At 68.6% G+C, this 18,832-nt stretch carries 18 protein-coding genes and 2 tRNA genes; 5 read left to right on the top strand and 15 right to left on the bottom strand.

The features are described from left to right. Positions 1-5: 5 nt before the first annotated feature. Genes ACFVUT_RS23485 through ACFVUT_RS23465 form a run of 5 tightly spaced genes read right to left on the bottom strand, consistent with a single transcriptional unit; the run spans position 6 to position 3,826 of the window. Positions 6-1,430 carry a class E sortase gene (locus tag ACFVUT_RS23485; RefSeq protein ID WP_389650576.1) on the bottom strand — a complete coding sequence of 475 codons (1,425 nt, stop codon included), beginning with the start codon at positions 1,428-1,430 and terminating at the stop codon, positions 6-8. Further along, positions 1,427-2,065: an aminodeoxychorismate/anthranilate synthase component II gene (locus tag ACFVUT_RS23480; protein ID WP_389650579.1), complete on the bottom strand. Its 639-nt coding sequence runs from the start codon at positions 2,063-2,065 to the stop codon at positions 1,427-1,429. Before ACFVUT_RS23480 ends, ACFVUT_RS23485 begins: the two co-directional genes overlap by 4 nt. Then, a complete protein-coding gene (locus ACFVUT_RS23475) occupies positions 2,062-2,244 on the bottom strand; it encodes a hypothetical protein (protein ID WP_389650582.1) in 183 nt (60 codons plus the stop codon). The genes ACFVUT_RS23480 and ACFVUT_RS23475 overlap by 4 nt, the downstream gene beginning before the upstream one ends. 56 nt (positions 2,245-2,300) lie before the next feature. Next, positions 2,301-3,032, bottom strand: a complete 732-nt coding sequence (locus ACFVUT_RS23470; RefSeq protein WP_389650586.1) for a class E sortase — start codon at positions 3,030-3,032, stop codon at positions 2,301-2,303. Positions 3,033-3,058: 26 nt separating this feature from the next. After that, complete coding sequence (locus ACFVUT_RS23465; protein WP_389650589.1) at positions 3,059-3,826, bottom strand: DUF881 domain-containing protein; 768 nt, start codon at positions 3,824-3,826, stop codon at positions 3,059-3,061. Positions 3,827-3,967: 141 nt separating this feature from the next. Between ACFVUT_RS23465 and crgA the strand changes: the two genes are divergently transcribed. Continuing rightward, positions 3,968-4,222: a cell division protein CrgA gene (gene crgA / locus ACFVUT_RS23460; RefSeq protein WP_389650592.1), complete on the top strand. Its 255-nt coding sequence runs from the start codon at positions 3,968-3,970 to the stop codon at positions 4,220-4,222. A gap of 438 nt (positions 4,223-4,660) precedes the next feature. On the opposite strand, the gene ACFVUT_RS23455 is transcribed toward crgA, so the two are convergent. Together ACFVUT_RS23455 and ACFVUT_RS23450 are read right to left on the bottom strand one after the other, a co-directional pair. Continuing rightward, entirely contained in the window at positions 4,661-5,557 is an 897-nt protein-coding gene (locus ACFVUT_RS23455) for a rhomboid family intramembrane serine protease (RefSeq protein ID WP_389651033.1), read from the bottom strand. A 154-nt stretch (positions 5,558-5,711) separates the two neighbouring features. Beyond that, the gene (locus ACFVUT_RS23450) at positions 5,712-6,239 is read right to left on the bottom strand and encodes a peptidylprolyl isomerase (RefSeq protein ID WP_389650595.1); all 528 of its coding nucleotides are present in this window, start codon (positions 6,237-6,239) and stop codon (positions 5,712-5,714) included. A gap of 408 nt (positions 6,240-6,647) precedes the next feature. Between ACFVUT_RS23450 and ACFVUT_RS23445 the strand changes: the two genes are divergently transcribed. Beyond that, positions 6,648-7,382 carry a DUF5324 family protein gene (locus ACFVUT_RS23445; protein ID WP_389650598.1) on the top strand — a complete coding sequence of 245 codons (735 nt, stop codon included), beginning with the start codon at positions 6,648-6,650 and terminating at the stop codon, positions 7,380-7,382. A 346-nt stretch (positions 7,383-7,728) separates the two neighbouring features. On the opposite strand, the gene ACFVUT_RS23440 is transcribed toward ACFVUT_RS23445, so the two are convergent. Next, a tRNA-Ala gene (locus tag ACFVUT_RS23440) sits at positions 7,729-7,801 on the bottom strand. A gap of 160 nt (positions 7,802-7,961) precedes the next feature. Here ACFVUT_RS23440 and ACFVUT_RS23435 point away from each other — a divergent pair. Then, a complete protein-coding gene (locus ACFVUT_RS23435; protein ID WP_389650601.1) occupies positions 7,962-8,510 on the top strand; it encodes a DNA-binding protein in 549 nt (182 codons plus the stop codon). A gap of 220 nt (positions 8,511-8,730) precedes the next feature. Next, complete coding sequence (locus ACFVUT_RS23430) at positions 8,731-10,056, top strand: serine/threonine protein kinase (protein ID WP_389650604.1); 1,326 nt, start codon at positions 8,731-8,733, stop codon at positions 10,054-10,056. 50 nt (positions 10,057-10,106) lie between these two features. Here ACFVUT_RS23430 and ACFVUT_RS23425 read toward each other — a convergent pair whose 3' ends face one another. From ACFVUT_RS23425 to ACFVUT_RS23415, 3 genes are all read right to left on the bottom strand, one after another. Continuing rightward, on the bottom strand, positions 10,107-11,483 hold the full coding sequence (locus tag ACFVUT_RS23425; RefSeq protein ID WP_389650607.1) for a hypothetical protein: 1,377 nt from the start codon (positions 11,481-11,483) through the stop codon (positions 10,107-10,109). Beyond that, positions 11,483-11,671: a hypothetical protein gene (locus ACFVUT_RS23420; RefSeq protein WP_389650610.1), complete on the bottom strand. Its 189-nt coding sequence runs from the start codon at positions 11,669-11,671 to the stop codon at positions 11,483-11,485. Before ACFVUT_RS23420 ends, ACFVUT_RS23425 begins: the two co-directional genes overlap by 1 nt. 312 nt (positions 11,672-11,983) lie before the next feature. Then, the gene (locus ACFVUT_RS23415; RefSeq protein WP_003958712.1) at positions 11,984-12,118 is read right to left on the bottom strand and encodes a DLW-39 family protein; all 135 of its coding nucleotides are present in this window, start codon (positions 12,116-12,118) and stop codon (positions 11,984-11,986) included. A 318-nt stretch (positions 12,119-12,436) separates the two neighbouring features. On the opposite strand from ACFVUT_RS23415, the gene ACFVUT_RS23410 reads away from it, so the two are divergent. Continuing rightward, positions 12,437-12,808, top strand: coding sequence for a DUF6344 domain-containing protein (locus ACFVUT_RS23410; RefSeq protein WP_389650613.1), 372 nt, complete (start codon positions 12,437-12,439; stop codon positions 12,806-12,808). 308 nt (positions 12,809-13,116) lie between these two features. On the opposite strand, the gene ACFVUT_RS23405 is transcribed toward ACFVUT_RS23410, so the two are convergent. From ACFVUT_RS23405 to gyrB, 4 genes are all read right to left on the bottom strand, one after another. After that, positions 13,117-13,190, bottom strand: a tRNA-Ile gene (locus tag ACFVUT_RS23405). 70 nt (positions 13,191-13,260) lie between these two features. After that, complete coding sequence (locus ACFVUT_RS23400) at positions 13,261-13,878, bottom strand: DUF3566 domain-containing protein (RefSeq protein WP_389650616.1); 618 nt, start codon at positions 13,876-13,878, stop codon at positions 13,261-13,263. Positions 13,879-13,971: 93 nt separating this feature from the next. Further along, positions 13,972-16,611, bottom strand: a complete 2,640-nt coding sequence (gene gyrA / locus ACFVUT_RS23395) for a DNA gyrase subunit A (RefSeq protein ID WP_389650619.1) — start codon at positions 16,609-16,611, stop codon at positions 13,972-13,974. A gap of 46 nt (positions 16,612-16,657) precedes the next feature. After that, positions 16,658-18,763 (bottom strand): DNA topoisomerase (ATP-hydrolyzing) subunit B, encoded by a 2,106-nt coding sequence (gene gyrB / locus ACFVUT_RS23390; protein ID WP_389650622.1) that lies wholly within the window; start codon positions 18,761-18,763, stop codon positions 16,658-16,660. Between the last annotated feature and the right edge of the window lie 69 nt (positions 18,764-18,832).

Genomic DNA, 18,832 nt, shown 5'->3' with positions numbered 1-18,832 from the left:
ATGATTCAGCCGACGAGCGCGTCGGGCTTCCCCTTGCTGCGCGGTCGTTCGTCGACCATCTTGCCCCAGACGATCAAACGGTACGTACTCGTGAATTCCGGTGTACAGGTCGTCAATGTGATGTAGCGGCCCGGCTCGGTGAACCCCGAACCGGGAGGCACCGGGCCGATCACCGAGACGTTGGACGGCGACGTCTGCGGAAGGGTCTTCGTCGCCTCGTACGTGTAGTACGCATCCTGTGTCTCGACCACGATCAGGTCACCGGGACGGAGCCGATTGATGTAGCGGAACGGTTCTCCGTGCGTGTTGCGGTGACCCGCCAGCGCGAAGTTTCCCTGTTTGGCCGACGGCATCGCGGTGCGCAGCGTGCCCTCGCTGTAGTGGCCGACCATGCCCCGGTCGAGGACCTTCTCCTTGCTGATGCCCTCGGCGATCGGAGCGACGACGTCCAGTTCGGGGATGTGGATGATGGCGAATCCCTGCCCCGCCTCGAACACACCCGGGTTGCGGTCACCCTTCGCCCAGTCGTCCTGGATCTTGTGCGTCTCCTTGCCGGCGTACTGGTCGGCACGCACATTCGTCCACCACAGCTGGTACGTGACGAACAGCAGCATCAGCACGCCGAGGGAGATGAACAGTTCCCCGACGACCCTGCTGGCGACGACGGCCGGGCTGTCCTTGGCCGCCCGCGCCGCACGCCGTGCCTCGACGCGCGACATCGGCTTCGCCGCCGGCGTCGTCGTCTCCGGCTCCGGCTCCGGCTCCGGTGCGGCACGACGGCGGCCACGCCCCTTGGCAGCGCGCCGACGCTCGGCGCGGCCGCCGGTGCGTGATTCCGGATCGGTCGTCCCAGGTGCCGTGTCCGGTTCCTCGGAGCTCTCCGCAGCGCTCTCCGGCTCCGGCTCCGGCGCCGGTTCGAAGACCGGCTCCGGACCGGACTGCGGTTGCCGGGTCGTCCTCGCCTGCTCGACCAGGCGCCGGGTGTCCGCGGTACGCAGACCGACCGTCTCGTCGTCGAGCGGGAAGGAACGGGGAACAGGCCGCGCCCGGGGCGCGGGGACCGACGGCGCGGGGACCGACGGCGCGGGCCCCTGCTGCCCGTACCAGTCCCGTTCGAAGCCCTCCGGGTCGTACCACTCCGGCGGGGTCTCCTCGGGCCTCTGCGCCCCTTGTGGAGGCTGCGTAGGCCCCTGCGCCGGCGTCGGGGCCGGCCGGTCCGGCGCCCGATGCAGACCTCGCCCCGGCGCCGGCTCGTCCGACGGGCTGTCGCCCGTCCGGAACCACGGCGAGGTGTGCTGCCCCGGCAGCGGGTCGTTCAGCGGATCCGCCAGCCGGTCGACCGCCGCCTCGAACGCGCCTGCGGCCTCGTACGCTCCTTGCTCGTACGGGCCGTCCTGTCCGGCGTCGTGTTCGGGGCGGAGTGCGGTCACGCGACGGCCTTGCCCACCACCGGCGCGAGCCCCGCCGATCTGGCGACGGCTCCCGTGTCGCCGCACTGCGCCAGCCAGTTGGCCAGCATCAGATGGCCGTGCTCGGTCAGTACCGACTCCGGGTGGAACTGCACGCCCTCCACCGGCAGGTCGCGGTGGCGCAACCCCATGATGATGCCGTCGGCGGTGCGCGCCGTGACCTCCAGCTCCGCCGGAACCGTGTCGGGCTCGGCGGCGAGCGAGTGGTAGCGGGTCGCGGTGAAGGGGGACGGCAGACCGGCGAAGACCCCGGTGCCGCCATGGACCACCAGGGAGGTCTTGCCGTGCAGCAGCTCCGGGGCGCGGTCCACCACACCGCCGTAGGCCACCGCCATCGACTGCATCCCGAGGCAGACTCCGAAGACCGGAACGCCGGTGGCCGCGCAGTGGCGCACCATCTCGACGCAGACTCCCGCCTGCTCCGGAGTGCCGGGGCCGGGTGAGAGCAGCACGCCGTCGAAGCCGTCCTGGGCGTGCGAAGTCGTCACCTCGTCGTTGCGCAGCACTTCGCACTCGGCGCCGAGCTGGTAGAGGTACTGGACGAGGTTGAAGACGAAGCTGTCGTAGTTGTCCACGACAAGGATGCGGGCGCTCACTGGCCTGCCCCCGATCCGGTCGAGCTGTCGACGGTCGCGTCGCCGAACGGAAGCAGCGGTTCCGCCCACGGGAAGACGTACTGGAAAAGCCCGTAGACGACAGCCAGCACCAGCACCAGCGAAATGAGCCCACGCACCCACGCGTTGCCCGGCAGGTGCCGCCAGATCCAGCCGTACATGCTGTCCCCTCCATTCGGTACGGGACCAGACTAAAGGGCCGGGGCACCGGCATGGGTCAGCTGTGGAAAGCTGCCGGTCTGCCGTCGGTCACGGGCTGGGTGGCGTCGAGGTGCGCCCAGGCGATCAGCCGGTGGCTGCTTCCCCATTCGGGGTCACAGGTGGTCAGCGTCAGATAGCGGCCGGGCCCGTCGTAGCCGGACGTGCGCGGGACGGGATCGATGACCCCGATGTCGCTCGGCACCGTCCGGTAGGGCTTCTTGTCGATGCGGTACGTGAACCACGTCGTCCCGTCCGTCAGGACCACCGCGTCTCCCGGGCGCAGCCGCGGGAAGTCCTTGAACGGATCCCCGTACGTGCGGCGGTGTCCGGCCAGTGCGAAATTGCCTGTCGCGCCGAGGCGCGCGGTTCCGCTGTAGTGGCCGATCCCCTTCTGCAAGGTCCTGACTTCGGTGTTCTCCAGGACGGGCCATTCCCAGCCCTTGCCGAAGCGGGGTATGTACAGCATCGCGAACGGCTTGCCGTCCCGGTACGCCGCAGGTGCGGGGGCCGACGGCTTCGACGTACGCGGCGTGGGCGCGGGGTCCGCGGGCTCCGGGGACGTGCCCGGCGCGGGTGCGGAGACCGTTCCCTGCGCCCACCGGTCGCGCAGGGTGTCGATCTGGTCCTCGGTCGCGCCGGCGGCCTTCACTCCGGTCCAGAACAGCACGTACACCACGAAGAGCACGATCAGGGCTCCGACGGTGATGCAGAGTTCGCTGAACGTCCTCACGATCAGTCGCACCGACACCGCGTCGGCCTCCCCACAGCTGCTCGCTACTCCACCGGCTCCGCGTAGTGGAGGTCCACTGTGCCGGAGTAGCCGGGAAGAGTCACCGCCCCGTGCTCGTCGACTTTCCAGCCGAGCCCGTACGCCTTGACGTAGAGCAGGTAGTTACTGATCGCCGGGGAGCCGTCGAGCGCCTGCTTGAGCTCGGCGGGGTCGCCGACCGCGGTGATCTTGTACGGCGGGGAGTAGACGCGGCCCTGGAGGATCAGCGTGTTGCCGACGCAGCGCACCGCGCTCGTGGAGATCAGCCGCTGGTCCATGACCTGGATGCCCCGGGCGCCGCCCTGCCAGAGGGCGTTGACGACGGCTTGCAGGTCCTGCTGGTGAATGACCAGGTCGTTGGGTTGCGGGTCGGGGTAGCCGGGGTTGGCGGTGGCGTCGGGCGGCGCGTCGTCGAGCGTGACGGACACGGACCGGCCGGTGATCTTCGTGGTGCCCGCGGTCCGCTCCAGCTCCTTGAGCCGGGCGGCCTCCGACTCGGTGGAGCCGTCGTCGCGGCGGACGAGAGCGTCGATGTCCTCGCGCACGGACGCGTTGGTCTCGTCCAGCTGGGCGTTCTTGCCGCTGCGCTGCTGGATGAGGTCGGAGAGCTTCAGCAGCGAGGAGTCGGTGCGGAGATTGGTGCCCTTGGCCGTGTTGGCGCTGGTGACGAAGATCAGTCCGGCGAGGGCGAAAACGGCAGCGGAGAGCACTCTGGCCGGGTGCCGGATCGTGCGCCGGACCGGCCCTCGGGGAGAGTCGGCAGAATTGCTCAACGTACCCTTATCTCCTTCGGCGCCACGGAAGCACTACGCTAACGGACGCCCGGGGGAGGCAGCATTCCCCCTCGCGCCCCGCCCCGGCGCCAGCCATAGTTCCCTGCGCGGTCACGCAGCGCATCGACAGGAGAGTTCCTCGTGCCGAAGTCACGTATCCGCAAGAAGGCCGACTTCACGCCCCCTCCGGCGAAGCAGGCAACCAACATAAAGCTCACCAGCCGTAGCTGGGTGGCGCCGGTGATGCTGGCGCTCTTCCTGATCGGACTGGCCTGGATCGTCGTCTTCTACGTGACCGACGGCGATCTCCCGGTCTCGTCGCTGGGTAACTGGAACATCGTCGTCGGCTTCGGTTTCATCGCCGGCGGCTTCGGTGTCTCCACGCAGTGGAAGTAGCATCGCGGGGCGCCTGATCCCCCAGCGGGGCCTGATCCCACAACGGGGCCCGGTCCCGCAACCCTTGCCCCAAGTTACCCACAGCGTTATCCACAGGCGGGGGAAAAGGTCAGACGATCTGTGGATAACTCCTTGGCTGTTGACGCCGATGTGACTGCAGTTTCCCCCATCCGGGGACGGCGCGCCCCTTGTCTCTCCTGGGAAAACCCAGCTCAGCGACAAGGGGCACAGTTGTTCCCATGGGATGCACAAGATCTGGGGCTCACTGTGGACAACTGACCGAGAAGACACCCCCGAGGGCGCGGAGGACACTCCGTTCAGGTCAGATCAGCCCAGCACGGCCAGGTCAGGTCAGGTCAGGTCAGGTCAGGTCAGGTCAGGTCAGGTCAGGTCAGCCCAGCACGGTCAGGTCAGTAGACGCGGCGGACAGGTACCCGCTCAGGTCAGCGCGGCCGTTCTGGCCACGACGATCACGACCACGGCCGCCAGGACCAGGGCGCAGGTGCCGTACTGCACCAGCGCGCGCCGCTCACGGGGAGCGTGCACCATGCCGATCGCGATCAGTGTGCCCGCGACCAGACCACCGACGTGCGCCTGCCAGGCGATGCCGCCCCAGGGGTTGAAGGTGATGACCAGGTTCACCGCGAGAAGCACGAAGACCGGGCGCATGTCGTAGTTGAGCCGGCGCATGAGCACAGCGGTGGCACCCAGCAGGCCGAAGATCGCCCCGGAGGCTCCCAGCGAGCCCTGAACGGGTGCGGCGAGCCAGTAGGTGAGGGCGCCGCCCGCCAGGCCGGAGAGCATGTAGAGCGCGAGGTAGCGGGCACGGCCGAGCATGGCCTCCAGCGGCCCGCCGAGCCACCACAGCCCCAGCATGTTGAACAGGATGTGCCACAACTCCTGATGCAGGAACATCGACGTCACCAGCCGGTACCACTGGCCCTCGGCGACACCCTCCAGCGGGCCGCCGAAGGAGGTCGTGGCCCGGCCGAGCAGCACCAGGTCGTTGACCAGCGCCCCGTTCGCCAGAACGGCGATGTACACGGCGATATTGATGCCGAGAAGGATCTTGGTGACGAGCCGGGGGTCGCCCGCGATGGGGGCTCCGGCGACCGTGCGCGGCCGGGCGGCGCCCGGGCCGTGTCCCGTACCGGCTCCCTGGCGGGCGCAGTCCGGGCACTGGAAGCCGACCGAGGCATTGACCATGCACTCGGGGCAGATCGGGCGGTCGCAGCGGGTGCACCGGATGTGCGTCCCGCGGCCGGGGTGGCGGTAGCAGTCGAGCGAGCCGTCCGTCGCGGCGGACCGGTCCTGGTCTCCCGGCGGCTGGTCCATCGGTCCCATCGCTTCCCGGTCCCCTCGGTGCTCGTCGTGGCGGCAGCACGCACAACGCGGCCCTGCTCGTCCGCTATGTAACGAGTACGGACGAGCAGGGCGATTGGTTCCCGGAAGGCGAATCAGAACGTGATCATGTGATGACCAGTGGTGATCAACGGCTCTCGATGGCGACCGACTCGATCACGACGTCCTGCAGCGGGCGGTCGGTGCGAGCGTTGGTCTTGGCCGCCGCGATGGCGTCCACGACCTTCTGGCTGGCAGGGTCGACGACCTCACCGAAGATGGTGTGCTTGCCGGTCAGCCACGCGGTCGGCGACACCGTCAGGAAGAACTGCGAGCCGTTGGTGCCCGGCCCGGCGTTGGCCATGGCCAGCAGGTACGGCTTGGTGAAGGCGAGATCGGGGTGGAACTCGTCGGCGAACTCGTACCCCGGACCACCGGTGCCGTTGCCCAGCGGGTCGCCACCCTGGATCATGAAGCCGCTGATGACGCGGTGGAAGACGGTCCCGTCGTACAGCGGGTCCGTGGACTTGTTGCCGGTTGCGGGATGCACCCACTCACGCTCGCCCTTGGCGAGCTCGACGAAGTTCTTGACCGTCTTGGGCGCGTGGTTCGGCAGGAGCCGGATCTCGATGTCGCCCTGATTGGTCTTCAAGGTGGCGTAAAGCTGCTCGGCCACGATCTGCCTTCCGTAAGTCCTCTGTGACGTCCACCGATCCTCGCACGGACCGTCCGCTCCGACGCCCGGCCGCCACCGCCGACGCACTGCGGTCACCTTCTTGCCCGATACGGCCGCCCGCACATTCGGGCCGATTCGGCCCCGCCCGCCTGCGACTTCCCCGAAAGTCCCGGGTGCCGCTCCCGACGGGAACAAATGCGGCCAAGCGCGTGACGAACCGGCGCAGGCCGGGCCGAACCGTGGCATTGTCGTCGACAAGCCCCCCTTGTACCGCATTATCCGAATACATCACAGATGGTCTTAACAACTCGTATGCCCGCCCCGCATGCCAGGCAGGCGTCCGACAGGCATGATCTCGAAATGGGTGGAAAGGCGGAGTGTCCACCCGCCACCAAGGAGGAGGATCCCGTGACCCGCATCGACAGCGTGCGCGCCGCAACCGACTCGGCGAAGGACAGCGTGCAGCACGCCGCGGAAGTGGTGGCGCCCTACGCCGGCTCGACCAAGGACCAGGCCGCGCATCTCGCGTACGAGGCCCGCGTACGGCTCGCGCCGAAGATGTCGAAGGCAGCCCAGCAGGCCCGCGTCCAGTACGACGCGGTCCTGGCACCGCGTATCGAGCTGGCCCGTGCCCATGTACCCCCCAGGGTCGACGAGGCCGCCCAGCGCGCCTCGCTCCGCACCCGCCGGGCCGCCCGTACCGCCGCCGACTACACCCTGCCGCGCGTCGAGCAGGCGAGGGCCGTCGCCCAGCCCCTGGCCGAGGAGGCCACGGCCCGCAGCGCCGCAGCGCTGGCCGCGCTGCGCAGCCAGGTCACCGCGAAGGAGATCAGGCAGCTGGCCAGAAAGCACGAGCGGCGGGCGAAGGCCGGCCGACTGTTCAAGGGGTTCGCCGTGGTCGGCATCGTGGCGGGCGGCGCCTACGCCGCCTGGAGGTGGTGGGACAAGCAGGCCAACCCGGACTGGCTGGTCGAACCGCCCGCTCCCACCGAGGTCTCCGACCGCGCGCCCCTGTCCTCGGTCGACGGCAGCGGTCCGGGCTCGGTCGACCCGGAAGGCCGGACCAAGCCGACCGACACCGGAACCAAGGGGACGGACGGCCCGGAAGGTGTGGACGGCACCGATCTCGACGACGGCCGCTGATCTGCTCCCGCACGACGGAAACGGGCGCCGGAAGACAATGTGGTCTTCCGGCGCCCGTTTCCGTCGCCTGTGGAACCCAGGAGATTCGAACTCGGCATCGTTACCTTCTTCGATCCGTGACGACGTACCGGCGCAGTCCCCGAACGGGCGGCCAGACGTGCGAGTTGAGGCCGACTCCTGTCCAGGACAACTCCAGGACAACTCCAGGAAACTCCAGGCAGCTCCAGGACAGCTCCAGGAAGGCAGTACAGGCTGTGGACAGCAGCCGCAGCGGTCCCGACGGCACCACAGGACGAAGAAACCCCTCTGAACTACGTTTCCGTAGTTCAGAGGGGTTTCGAAGATGTGGAGCCTAGGAGATTCGAACTCCTGACATCTGCCTTGCAAAGGCAGCGCTCTACCAACTGAGCTAAGGCCCCGAAAAACGGACAGCAGCAGACGCTTCAGACGTCCCGACCACCGCCGCAGACCAGAGTACCGGGTACCCCCTGGAATCTTGCAAAAAGATGGGGACTCCCGGTCGGCGACCACGCTCCGTAAGATGCTCGACGAGGTTCGCAGCAGCGAAGGGGAGTCGCCATGGATGTAGCTCAGCAAGAGGCAACGGCAAGAGCCAGGGAGCTTCAGCGCACTTGGTACGGAGAACCTCTCGGGGCGCTGTTCCGGAGGCTCATCGACGATCTCGGCCTGAACCAGGCCCGGCTCGCCGCGGCCCTCGGGCTGTCCGCGCCCATGCTCTCCCAGCTGATGAGCGGCCAGCGGGCGAAGATCGGCAACCCCGCGGTCGTCCAGCGTGTCCAGGCCCTCCAGGAACTGGCCGGTCAGGTAGCCGACGGCAGCGTCAGTGCGGGGGAGGCGACCAACCGCATGGAGGAGATCAAGAAGTCCCAGGGCGGCTCCGTCCTCACCGGCACCGGCCAGACCTCCCACACCGGCGGCGCTCCTACCGTCCGGCGGGTGGTGCGTGAGATCCAGTCGCTGCTGCGATCGGTCGCGGCCGCCGGTGACATCATCGATGCCGCCGACTCCCTCGCCCCGACCCACCCGGAACTGGCAGAGTTCCTCAAGGTGTACGGCGCAGGGCGCACCGCGGACGCGGTGGCGCACTACGAGGGACACCAGAACTAGGCCCTGTCCGTCACCTCCCGCCTGCCCCGCGACGCCATGAGCGCACTCTCGCCGCCCCGGGCGAAAGCCCACGTACATCCGCCGGCGCACCGAGAGCACGCACCTGACACCGCAGGGCCCGCCCTCCGGGCGGACGACGGGAGTCCGACGACAGGATCCGGGCACTACCCCCGAGAGCCGGGCACGAACCGGAACAGCAACTGGGAGCGGTCGCAGCGCAATGGGTGAGGTCTTCGCCGGTCGGTACGAACTGATCGATCCGATCGGACGTGGTGGGGTCGGCGCCGTCTGGCGCGCCTGGGACCACCGGCGCCGCCGATACGTGGCCGCCAAGGTCCTTCAGCAGAGCGACGCGCACACCCTGCTGCGCTTCGTCCGCGAGCAGGCACTGCGGATCGAGCATCCGCATGTGCTGGCCCCGGCCAGCTGGGCCGCGGACGACGACAAGGTCCTGTTCACCATGGATCTGGTGAGCGGGGGTTCGCTGGCGCATGTCATCGGCGACTACGGACCCCTGCCTCCCCGTTTCGTCTGCACGCTGCTCGACCAGTTGCTCTCCGGTCTGTCGACGGTGCACGCGGAGGGCGTCGTGCACCGGGACATCAAACCCGCCAACATCCTGATGGAGGCCACCGGAACGGGACGGCCGCATCTGCGCCTCTCCGACTTCGGTATCTCGATGCGCAAGGGCGAGCCGCGCCTCACCGAGACCAACTACGTGGTGGGAACACCCGGTTACTTCGCACCCGAGCAGATGATGGGCGCGGAACCCGACTTCCCCGCCGACCTGTTCGCGGTCGGTCTCGTCGCGCTGTACCTGCTGCAGGGGACGAAGCCGGACGCACGGGCCCTCGTCGAGCACTTCGCCTCGTACGGCACTCCCGGTGCCCCGGAAGGGATCCCGGAACCGCTCTGGCAGGTCCTGGCGGGCCTGCTGCAGCCGGATCCCCAGGCCCGGTTCCGTACGGCCACGGGCGCGCGCAAGGCACTGGCCGCCGCGGTCGACATGCTCCCCGGACCCGACGCCGACGATGAGCCCGTGGAGGTCTTCGACCAACTCGGGCCACTGCCCGACGGTTTCGGCCCCACCGGACCGATCACAGCCCCCCGGACGGCCGTTCAGGACGCGCAGCCCGGCCGGACGGACCAGCAGCCCCACCCCCGGCCGCCGGTCCCGATGTCGGAGACGGGCAGCTTCCATCTCCCGCCTCCGCAAGCGCCCATGTCGCCGCACCACCCGGTGCGGCCGGACGCGCCCCTCACTCCGCTTCCGGCGGACACGGCCGCCCCCTTCCCCGCGCCGGACCCCTCGCAGGCCCCCACGGCTGCCGCAGTGCGGTCCGATCCGGCTCTCACCCGTGCGTACACCGTCGGACAGCCGCAGGCCGCCCCGCTCGGAGCGGGCGTTGCCCCGCACCACCAGGCCGCTGTTCCCGCGCCCGTCCCGCAGACGCGTCCGGGACCGCCCCTGAAGGTGGCGGTCCCGGTCCTGCTCCTGGCACTGGTCTGTTTCGCCGTGGGCATCTGGGCACTGACCCAGAGCTGAGCACAGCGGCCCGGTTCCGCAGCCGTACGCGGCGGTGGCCCCGGCCGGCTCTACCAGGACTGCGGCGGCCCTCCGTACGGCGACCGCACGTCACCGGCCGGGCCCCCCGGGACGGGACCGTTCGAACCGGCCGGGGCCGCGGAGGCGGCCACCGCGCGGCGCCGGGCCAGCAGCGTCCACACGCCCAGTCCGAGCACCAGCACCGCACCCGCGCCGATCCCGGTCACACCGACCGTCCGCATGGTGTCGCTCCTGGCCGCCGCCTCCGGGCCGCTCCGGCCGCTCCTCGCCGTGTCCTTGTCGTCCTGCGTGACCGAGAAGATCCCGGCGTCCCCGGTGTAGGGCGTCTTCTGCGCCGTGCCTTCGACCTTGATCCTGAGAGTCAGCGGAATCGCCTTCTCGCCGTACGACTTGGCGACCTTCGGACTGAGGGACACCGACAGGTAGTACCAGCCGGCGAACCGCATGGCACTGTCGCCGGCGTTGTAGTCGTACCGGTTCTCGTACGCCACCGGAGGCAGCGGATCCAGCGATACGGACGTGGGCTTGCCGGAGTACGACAAGGGCGTCGCGGCGTCGACATGGCCGTGCGCCGGGTTGTCCAGGGACACCGCGAGCGCGCTGCTGATGTAGTCGTCCGAAGCGCTGCTGTTGCTCAGGTCGGCGGTGGCGAAGATCTGCTGTCCCCAGTCCACCGGTACCCGGTAGAAGAGCGTCTGCCCGGGTGCGATGCTGTCGTGCCACTCACCGGTCTCCAGGCTGGTCGCGTCGTAGTAACTGCTGCCGCCTGACCGGTTCTGCGGGGCCGCGGTGGGCGGCACGGGCGACGCCGAAGGCCAGTCCTCCGGCGCCTCGGTCGGCACCGAGGCCCCCGGTTTCAGCTGCGGCTCCGACGCGTAGCGCAGTTCCAGGTCCCACGCCTCGGGCGAGGAGGTGGCCTTGCTCTCCCGCTCGATCAGGACGTTGTAGGTTCCGGCCTCCTGGCAGATGTGGCTGTCCTTGTCCGTGATCCGGTAGGCGTAGGCCGCGATCGGACGCGGGAACTCCGTCGACTGGAACCGCGCGTCCTGCGCACCGCATTTCAGATCGGTGCTGTCCCTGATGCTGACCGAGATGCCGTCGCCGTAGGCGACCTGGCCGCCGCCCTTGGGCACGGCCACCGCCGAGACGTAGGCGTTGGTCGTCGCGTCGAGGTTCAGGCGGTAGTAGAGCTTCTCACCGGGCTTGATCGAACTCTTGTAGACCGATCCGGCAGTCAGCACCGACGCCTCGGTACTGACGTCCGCGCCGCTGACCTTCTTCGCCCCGGGGTCGAAGGTGTACGTGGCGGTCTCCCCGGCCGCGTACGCCTGCCCCGGCAGCGCCGCCGCCGCGCACATCGCCGCCGCCGCGGCCAGCGCCGCCCGGCCCCTGTTGCGCTGCCTCATCACGCGCTCCCCCTCGTCGTCTGTGCGGCGCGCCCGCGACGCCCTCGTACGCACGCGAGCACCACGATCACCACCACCACGGCGCCCGCCCCGGCAGCGGCCGCGATGCCGGTCCATCCTGCCCCGCCCGCACCACCGGTGTCTTCGGCGCTGCTCGAATTGCCCCGCTTGTCGTCCTTCTCGGCCACGGCGACGGCATGATGTGCGGGGCCGGTCCGTACGCCGCTACGCCCTCGGCCCGGTTGCCCGGTTGCCCGGTTGCCCGCTTGCCCGCTTGCCCGCTTGCCCGCTTGCCCGCTTGCCCGCTTGCCCGCTTGCCCGCTTGCTCCGGAACGGTAGCCGTCCGCGGAGAGTTGCGGCGCCCCTTGAAGCTGCGGGGCCGGCGATACAGCATCCGGTGCGTTGCTCCGGTGAACCCACGAGCACAGGCGCCACGGTCCCGCAACAGCACGAAGCCCCGGCCGCTCAGCGACCGGGGCCCGCAATCAGGCTGTTCTGTCTCACACACCCGAACCTGCGGGCACGGAGTCAGTCGCCTCCGTCCACAGATCCTGCTCGGCGCGATCCGCCTGGATCTGGCGGTACACGAGGAGCCCGCCGATGGCGGCCAGTGCGACCAGGAGAAGCTTCTTCACCGCGCGACCTCGTCTTTCCTTGACGTAGGGGACTTCTGCCGCCCGACTATACACACCGGCCGATATCGATCGGTGACCTCCCCGCGGCCCAACTGGAGCCCGGGGAAAAGGGATCACCCGAGGTGCGCACGAGTGCCGTCCCGGCCGCAGGCTCCAGCCGCTCCGATCGCCTCTCGCGAGTCCCTCGACGCCGGTTGAACCAGAAGAGTGGTGTTCATCAGAAGATCGTCGGATCAGCAGCGTCGGTCCACGAAACCGCGAGCCACATCCACATCATCGGAAAGGTAAGCAAACCGGATCATTCGGAAGTGAGGGGCCATGAGCACCGTCAAGGCCAAGAACATCTGGACCGCCTTCGTCACCGCCTTCTTCGCACTCCTCGCCGCACTGGGGTTCATGAGCGCCCCGGCGTCGGCCACGGAGTCCGGGACCACGGAGCCGGCCGCCACGAACCAGAAGCACACGGGTGCGACCGCGGCAACCGCGAGCACCCCGTCGGTGCGCTGGACCCTTCCGCGTGACAGGGCGCTGCCACCCACGATGAAGCAGCGCATCCGCGCCGAGGCGCACGGCTCCTCACCCGCCACCCGGCATCTGTCCGCAGACACGACGGACGCCCCGGAGACCAGAAGCATCGCCCGCTCCGCCCACGGGGCCACGGCGGGGGACGCCTCCCTGCTCCCACCGTGAGAGCCGCGCAGCTGACATGCCGCGCAGCTGACATGCGGAGCCCCCGGGACCGGTTCACACCGGACGGGGGCTTCTTCGTGTGCGGATTCTTCGCATGCCCTCTCCGTACGCCCGCCCCTTCGCGTGCCCTCTCCGCACAGCCCCCCTTCGCGCGGTCTCTACGCACACCTCCCCGCACGAGGACCGCACCGGAACCGCGTCCCTCACCCCCTGACCGGGCACGCGCACACAAACGGGAGCACATCGCACCGACCACGCGCAGAAGGCCCGGTATCTCCGAAGAGATACCGGGCCTTCAACTTTCACTGTGGGGCTAACAGGATTTGAACCTGTGGCCTCATCCTTATCAGGGATGCGCTCTAACCAACTGAGCTATAGCCCCGCCGCGCTGCGCGCTGACTTCTGAAGATTAGCGCACGTCGGGGCCAGTCCCAAAATCGATACCCGGCGCTCTACTCGTCCTCGGCCAGCGTGAGCTCGATGCCGCCCACGAAACCCGCCGACAAGTTGTAGATGAAGGAGCCCAGCGTCGCCAGAGCGGTCGCCAGAACCACATCGATCACCGCGATGACCGAGGTGAAGATGAGGACCCGCGGCAGCGACAGGAACGACTGGAGATCGAAGCCGTTGTTGTCGTTCGAGCCGGTGGCCTCGCTGATCGTGCTGCCCACGGTGGAGAAGACGCCCATCGCGTCCATCACCATCCACAGGACCGCGGCCGCCACCACCGTGCAGATGCCGAGCGCGATGGAGAGCAGGAAGCTGACCTTCATCACCGACCACGGGTCGGCCTTGGCCACCCGCAGGCGCGCCTTGCGGGTGCGCGGAGTGGTCCGCGCACCTGTCCGCGGCAGCCGGGCCGCCTGCGCTGCGCCGGCAGCCTGCGCAGCGCCCTGGGCACCGCCCTGCGTGCCGTACGGCTGGCCGCCCTGGGTTCCGCCCGCGGGCGAGGGGTATGCCTGCGGCGGGTGGTACGGCCCGCTCGCCCCCGGTGCGGGCTCGCGCTCACCGGGCAGCGGCCCGGTCGCGTAACCCTCGTACTGGGGCTGAGGCCCCCGAGTGTCCGTCACTGTGCCCCCTTGGGAGTCCGTGGCGGGGCCACGGGCACCGTTCGCTCCAGCTCCGGAAGCGGCCGAACCGGCACCCGTGGCTCCACTCACGCTCTACTCCTCGTGCTCCCCGGCCGAAGGCGACGTGCCTTCGACATTGCCCTCGACCGTGCTCCCGGCCGTCTCTGCCGTCGTGGCCTCGGCGTCCTCGGACCCCTCGACCTCTTCGGCCTCGCGGCCGGCTTCGGCGTTGCGAGCGATACCGACGACGGCATCGCGCTTGCCGAGATTGATCAGTTGGACGCCCATGGTGTCACGGCCCGTCTCCCTGACTTCATTGACTCGCGTACGAATCACACCACCACCGAGCGTGATGGCGAGGATCTCGTCCGACTCCTCGACCACCAGTGCTCCCACCAGCGAGCCCCTGTCCTCCACGATCTTGGCGGCCTTGATGCCCAGGCCGCCGCGACCCTGAACGCGGTACTCGTCGACAGGAGTCCGCTTCGCGTATCCGCCGTCGGTGGCAGTGAACACGAACGTACCCGGCCGGACAACATTCATCGAGAGCAGTTCGTCGCCTTCGCGGAAACTCATGCCCTTCACGCCCGACGTGGCACGGCCCATCGGGCGCAGCGCGTCGTCCGTCGCGGTGAACCTGATCGACTGGGCCTTCTTGCTGATGAGCAGCAGATCGTCCTCGGCCGACACGAGCTCCGCACCGATCAGTTCGTCGGCCGTGCCTTCGTCGCCGTGGTCCATCTCCCGGAGGTTGATGGCGATGACACCGCCGGAGCGCGGTGAGTCGTAGTCCTTCAGCGCGGTCTTCTTCACGAGACCGCCCTTCGTGGCCAGGATCAGATACGGCGCGACCTCGTAGTCGCGGACCGCCAGGATCTGGGCGATCCGCTCGTCCGGCTGGAAGGCCAGCAGGTTGGCGACATGCTGACCGCGGGCGTCGCGGCCGGCATCCGGGAGTTCGTACGCCTTCGCCCGGTACACCCGGCCCTTGTTCGTGAAGAACAGCAGCCAGTGGTGCGTCGTCGACACGAAGAAGTGGTCGACGATGTCGTCTTCCTTGAGCTTCGTACCGCGCACGCCCTTGCCGCCGCGCTTCTGCGAGCGGTAGTCGTCCGTCTTCGTACGCTTCACATAGCCGCCACGCGAGATCGTGACGACGATGTCCTCCTCGGCGATCAGGTCCTCGATGGACATGTCACCGTCGAAGGGCACCAGCTTGGAACGCCGGTCGTCGCCGAACTTCTCGACGATCGCCGCCAGTTCCTCGCTGACGATCGTGCGCTGCCGCTCCGGCGACACCAGGATCGCGTTGTACTCGTTGATCTTCGCCTGGAGTTCGTCGTGCTCCGCCGTGATCTTCTGGTGCTCCAGCGCGGCCAGTCGGCGCAGCTGCATCTCCAGGATGGCGTTCGCCTGGATCTCGTCGATCTCCAGCAGGCCCATCAGGCCCTCACGCGCCACCTCGACCGTCTGGCTGCGCCGGATGAGGGCGATGACCTCGTCGATCGCGTCCAGCGCCTTGAGCAGACCACGCAGGATGTGCGCCCGCTCCTCCGCCTTGCGCAGACGGAATTTCGTGCGCCGGACGATGACCTCGATCTGGTGCGTCACCCAGTGGCGGATGAACGCGTCGATCGACAGGGTGCGCGGGACGCCGTCGACCAGCGCCAGCATGTTGGCGCCGAAGTTGGTCTGCAGATCGGTGTGCTTGTACAGGTTGTTCAGCACGACCTTGGCGACCGCGTCCCGCTTCAGCACGACGACCAGACGCTGGCCCGTACGCGACGAGGTCTCGTCACGGACGTCCGCGATCCCGCCGACCCTGCCGTCCTTCACCAGGTCGGCGATCTTCTGCGCCAGGTTGTCGGGGTTGGTCTGGTACGGAAGCTCCGTGACGACCAGGCACTGCCGGTTCTGGATCTCCTCGACCGCGACGACCGCCCGCATCGTGATCGACCCACGGCCGGTGCGGTACGCCTCCTCGATGCCCTTGCGGCCCACGACGAGCGCACCCGTCGGGAAGTCCGGGCCCTTGATCCGCTCGATCAGCGCCTCCAGGAGCTCCTCCTGCGAGGCCTCCGGGTGCTCCAGGTACCACTGCGCACCGGAGGCGACCTCGCGCAGGTTGTGCGGCGGGATGTTGGTCGCCATACCGACCGCGATCCCCGCGGAACCGTTGACCAGCAGGTTCGGGAAGCGCGCCGGCAGAACCGTCGGTTCCTGGTTGCGGCCGTCGTAGTTGTCCTGGAAGTCGACGGTCTCCTCGTCGATGTCCCGGACCATCTCCATGGACAGCGGCATCATCTTGCACTCGGTGTACCGCATGGCGGCGGCCGGGTCGTTGCCCGGGGAACCGAAGTTGCCGTTGGAGTCCACCAGCGGCATGCGCATCGACCAGTGCTGCGCCAGGCGCACCAGGGCGTCGTAGATCGAGGAGTCGCCGTGCGGGTGGTACGTACCCATGACGTCACCGACGACACGGGCGCACTTGTAGAAGCCCTTCTCGGGCCGGTAGCCGCCGTCGTACATCGCGTACAGGACCCGGCGGTGGACGGGCTTCAGGCCGTCCCGCACGTCGGGCAGGGCACGCGACACGATCACGGACATCGCGTAGTCGAGGTAGGAGCGCTGCATCTCCGTCTCAAGCCCGACGGGCTCGACACGCATGCCCACGCCCTCGACGGGCGGGACCTCTTCGGGCGTCACGGGGACAGGGGTGTTCTCGTCGGCCATTGCTGGTCAAAGTCCTTTCGCGCTGCGGCTTGCTTGTACGGCCGACTCAGATGTCGAGGAAGCGGACGTCCTTGGCGTTGCGCTGGATGAACGAGCGCCGCGCCTCGACGTCCTCACCCATCAGCACCGAGAACAGGTCGTCGGCCTGAGCCGCGTCGTCGAGCGTGACCTGGCCGAGGACGCGGTGGTCGACGTCCATCGTGGTGACGCGCAGTTCCTCGGCGTTCATCTCACCGAGACCCTTGAAGCGCTGGATCGAGTCTTCCCTGATCCGCTTGCCGTTCTGCTTGCCGAGCTCCACCAGGGCGTCGCGCTCGCGGTCCGAGTACGCGTACTCGAAGTCGTCCCGGCCCCATTTGATCTTGTAGAGCGGCGGGCGCGAGAGGTAGACGTGCCCGGCCTCGACCAGCGGTCGCATGAAGCGGAAGAGGAACGTCAGCAGCAGGGTGTTGATGTGCTGGCCGTCGACGTCGGCGTCCGCCATCAGGATGATCTTGTGATAGCGGAGCTTCTCGATGTCGAAGTCCTCGTGGACCCCGGTGCCGAAGGCCGAGATCAGCGCCTGGACCTCGGTGTTCTGCAGGATCTTGTCGACCCGGGCCTTCTCGACGTTCAGGATCTTGCCGCGGATCGGCAGGATCGCCTGGTACATCGGGTTGCGGCCGGACTTCGCCGAACCACCGGCGGAGTCACCCTCGACGATGAAGATCTCGCACTTCGTCGGGTCGTTGGACTGGCAGTCACTCAGCTTGCCCGGCAGCGAGGCGCTCTCCAGGAGCCCCTTGCGACGGGTCAGGTCACGCGCCTTGCGCGCCGCCACCCGGGCGGTCGAGGCGGCGATGCCCTTGCGGATGATGTCGGCGGCCTCGTTGGGGTTCCGGTCGAACCAGTCCGTCAACTGCTCGTGGACGACCTTCTGCACGAAGGTCTTGGCCTCCGTGTTGCCCAGCTTGGTCTTCGTCTGGCCCTCGAACTGCGGCTCGCCCAGCTTCACCGAGATGATCGCCGTCAGACCCTCGCGGACGTCCTCACCGGTGAGGTTGTCGTCCTTCTCGCGCAGCAGCTTCTTGTCGCGCGCGTACCGGTTGACCAGCGAGGTCAGTGCCGCACGGAAGCCCTCCTCGTGCGTACCGCCCTCATGCGTGTGGATCGCGTTGGCGAAGGAGTAGACCCCCTCGCTGTACTGCGTGTTCCACTGCATGGCGATCTCGACCGAGAGGAGACGGTCCTTGTCCTCGGCCTCGATGTCGATCACCGACTGGTGAATGACGTCGCCCTTGCGGGAGTTGAGGTACTTGACGAAGTCGACGATGCCGTTCTCGTAGTGGTACGTGACCGAACGGGTCGTCTCCTCCTCGGCGACATCGACCACCTCGGCGCTGTCCGCGCCCGCCGTGGCCTTCGCCGACTCGCGCTCGTCGGTGAGCTTGAGGGTGAGGCCCTTGTTGAGGAAGGCCATCTCCTGGAAGCGCCGCGAGAGGGTCTCGAAGGAGTACTCGGTCGTCTCGAAGATGTCGCCGTCGGCCCAGAAGGTGACGGTCGTACCCGACTCGCCGGTGGCCTCGTTGCGCTTCAGCGGGGCGGTCGGGACACCGAACTTGTAGTCCTGGGTCCAGCGGTAGCCGTCCGCCTTGACCTCCACGGCCACCCGCGTGGAAAGGGCGTTGACCACGGAGACACCGACGCCGTGCAGACCGCCGGAGACCGCGTAGCCGCCGCCTCCGAACTTGCCGCCGGCGTGCAGCACCGTGAGGACGACCTCGACGGCGGGCTTGCCCTCGGAGGGCACGATGCCGACCGGGATACCCCGGCCGTTGTCGATGACGCGGACCCCGCCGTCGGCGAGGATCGTGACGTCGATGGTGTCCGCATGACCGGCCATCGCCTCGTCGACCGAGTTGTCGACGACTTCTTGCACGAGGTGGTGGAGGCCTCGCTCACCGGTCGAGCCGATGTACATGCCGGGTCGCTTACGGACCGCGTCCAAGCCCTCGAGGACGGTGATCGCGCTCGCGTCGTACGCGGAGGAGACCCCGCCGGGGGACGATGCCCCGCCCGAGACGGTTGCCTCGACGTTCTCACCGGGTGTGGACGGAATGTTCTCGTTGGGGTTGCCCGAATCGGCCACGAAGCGCCCTTTCTGGCACAGCACAGGCCGTTCTCCGGACAGTCGGGAGCGGCTGCGTCGTTCGGCTTGTATCGACGACTCCCGCGAGGAAGC

Origin of the sequence: Streptomyces sp. NPDC058051 (assembly GCF_042885475.1) — a bacterium.
Lineage (GTDB): Bacteria > Actinomycetota > Actinomycetes > Streptomycetales > Streptomycetaceae > Streptomyces.
This window is presented reverse-complemented; position numbering and strand designations above follow the sequence as displayed.

Excerpts from the sequence above, each read along its gene's own strand:
- ACFVUT_RS23475 (WP_389650582.1), bottom strand. The coding sequence starts at position 2,244 with ATGTACGGCTGGATCTGGCGGCACCTGCCGGGCAACGCGTGGGTGCGT.
- ACFVUT_RS23455 (WP_389651033.1), bottom strand. The coding sequence starts at position 5,557 with ATGGACCAGCCGCCGGGAGACCAGGACCGGTCCGCCGCGACGGACGGC.
- ACFVUT_RS23435 (WP_389650601.1), top strand. The coding sequence starts at position 7,962 with ATGGATGTAGCTCAGCAAGAGGCAACGGCAAGAGCCAGGGAGCTTCAG.
- ACFVUT_RS23430 (WP_389650604.1), top strand. The coding sequence starts at position 8,731 with ATGGGTGAGGTCTTCGCCGGTCGGTACGAACTGATCGATCCGATCGGA.
- ACFVUT_RS23425 (WP_389650607.1), bottom strand. The coding sequence starts at position 11,483 with ATGAGGCAGCGCAACAGGGGCCGGGCGGCGCTGGCCGCGGCGGCGGCG.
- ACFVUT_RS23410 (WP_389650613.1), top strand. The coding sequence starts at position 12,437 with ATGAGCACCGTCAAGGCCAAGAACATCTGGACCGCCTTCGTCACCGCC.
- gyrA (WP_389650619.1), bottom strand. The coding sequence starts at position 16,611 with ATGGCCGACGAGAACACCCCTGTCCCCGTGACGCCCGAAGAGGTCCCG.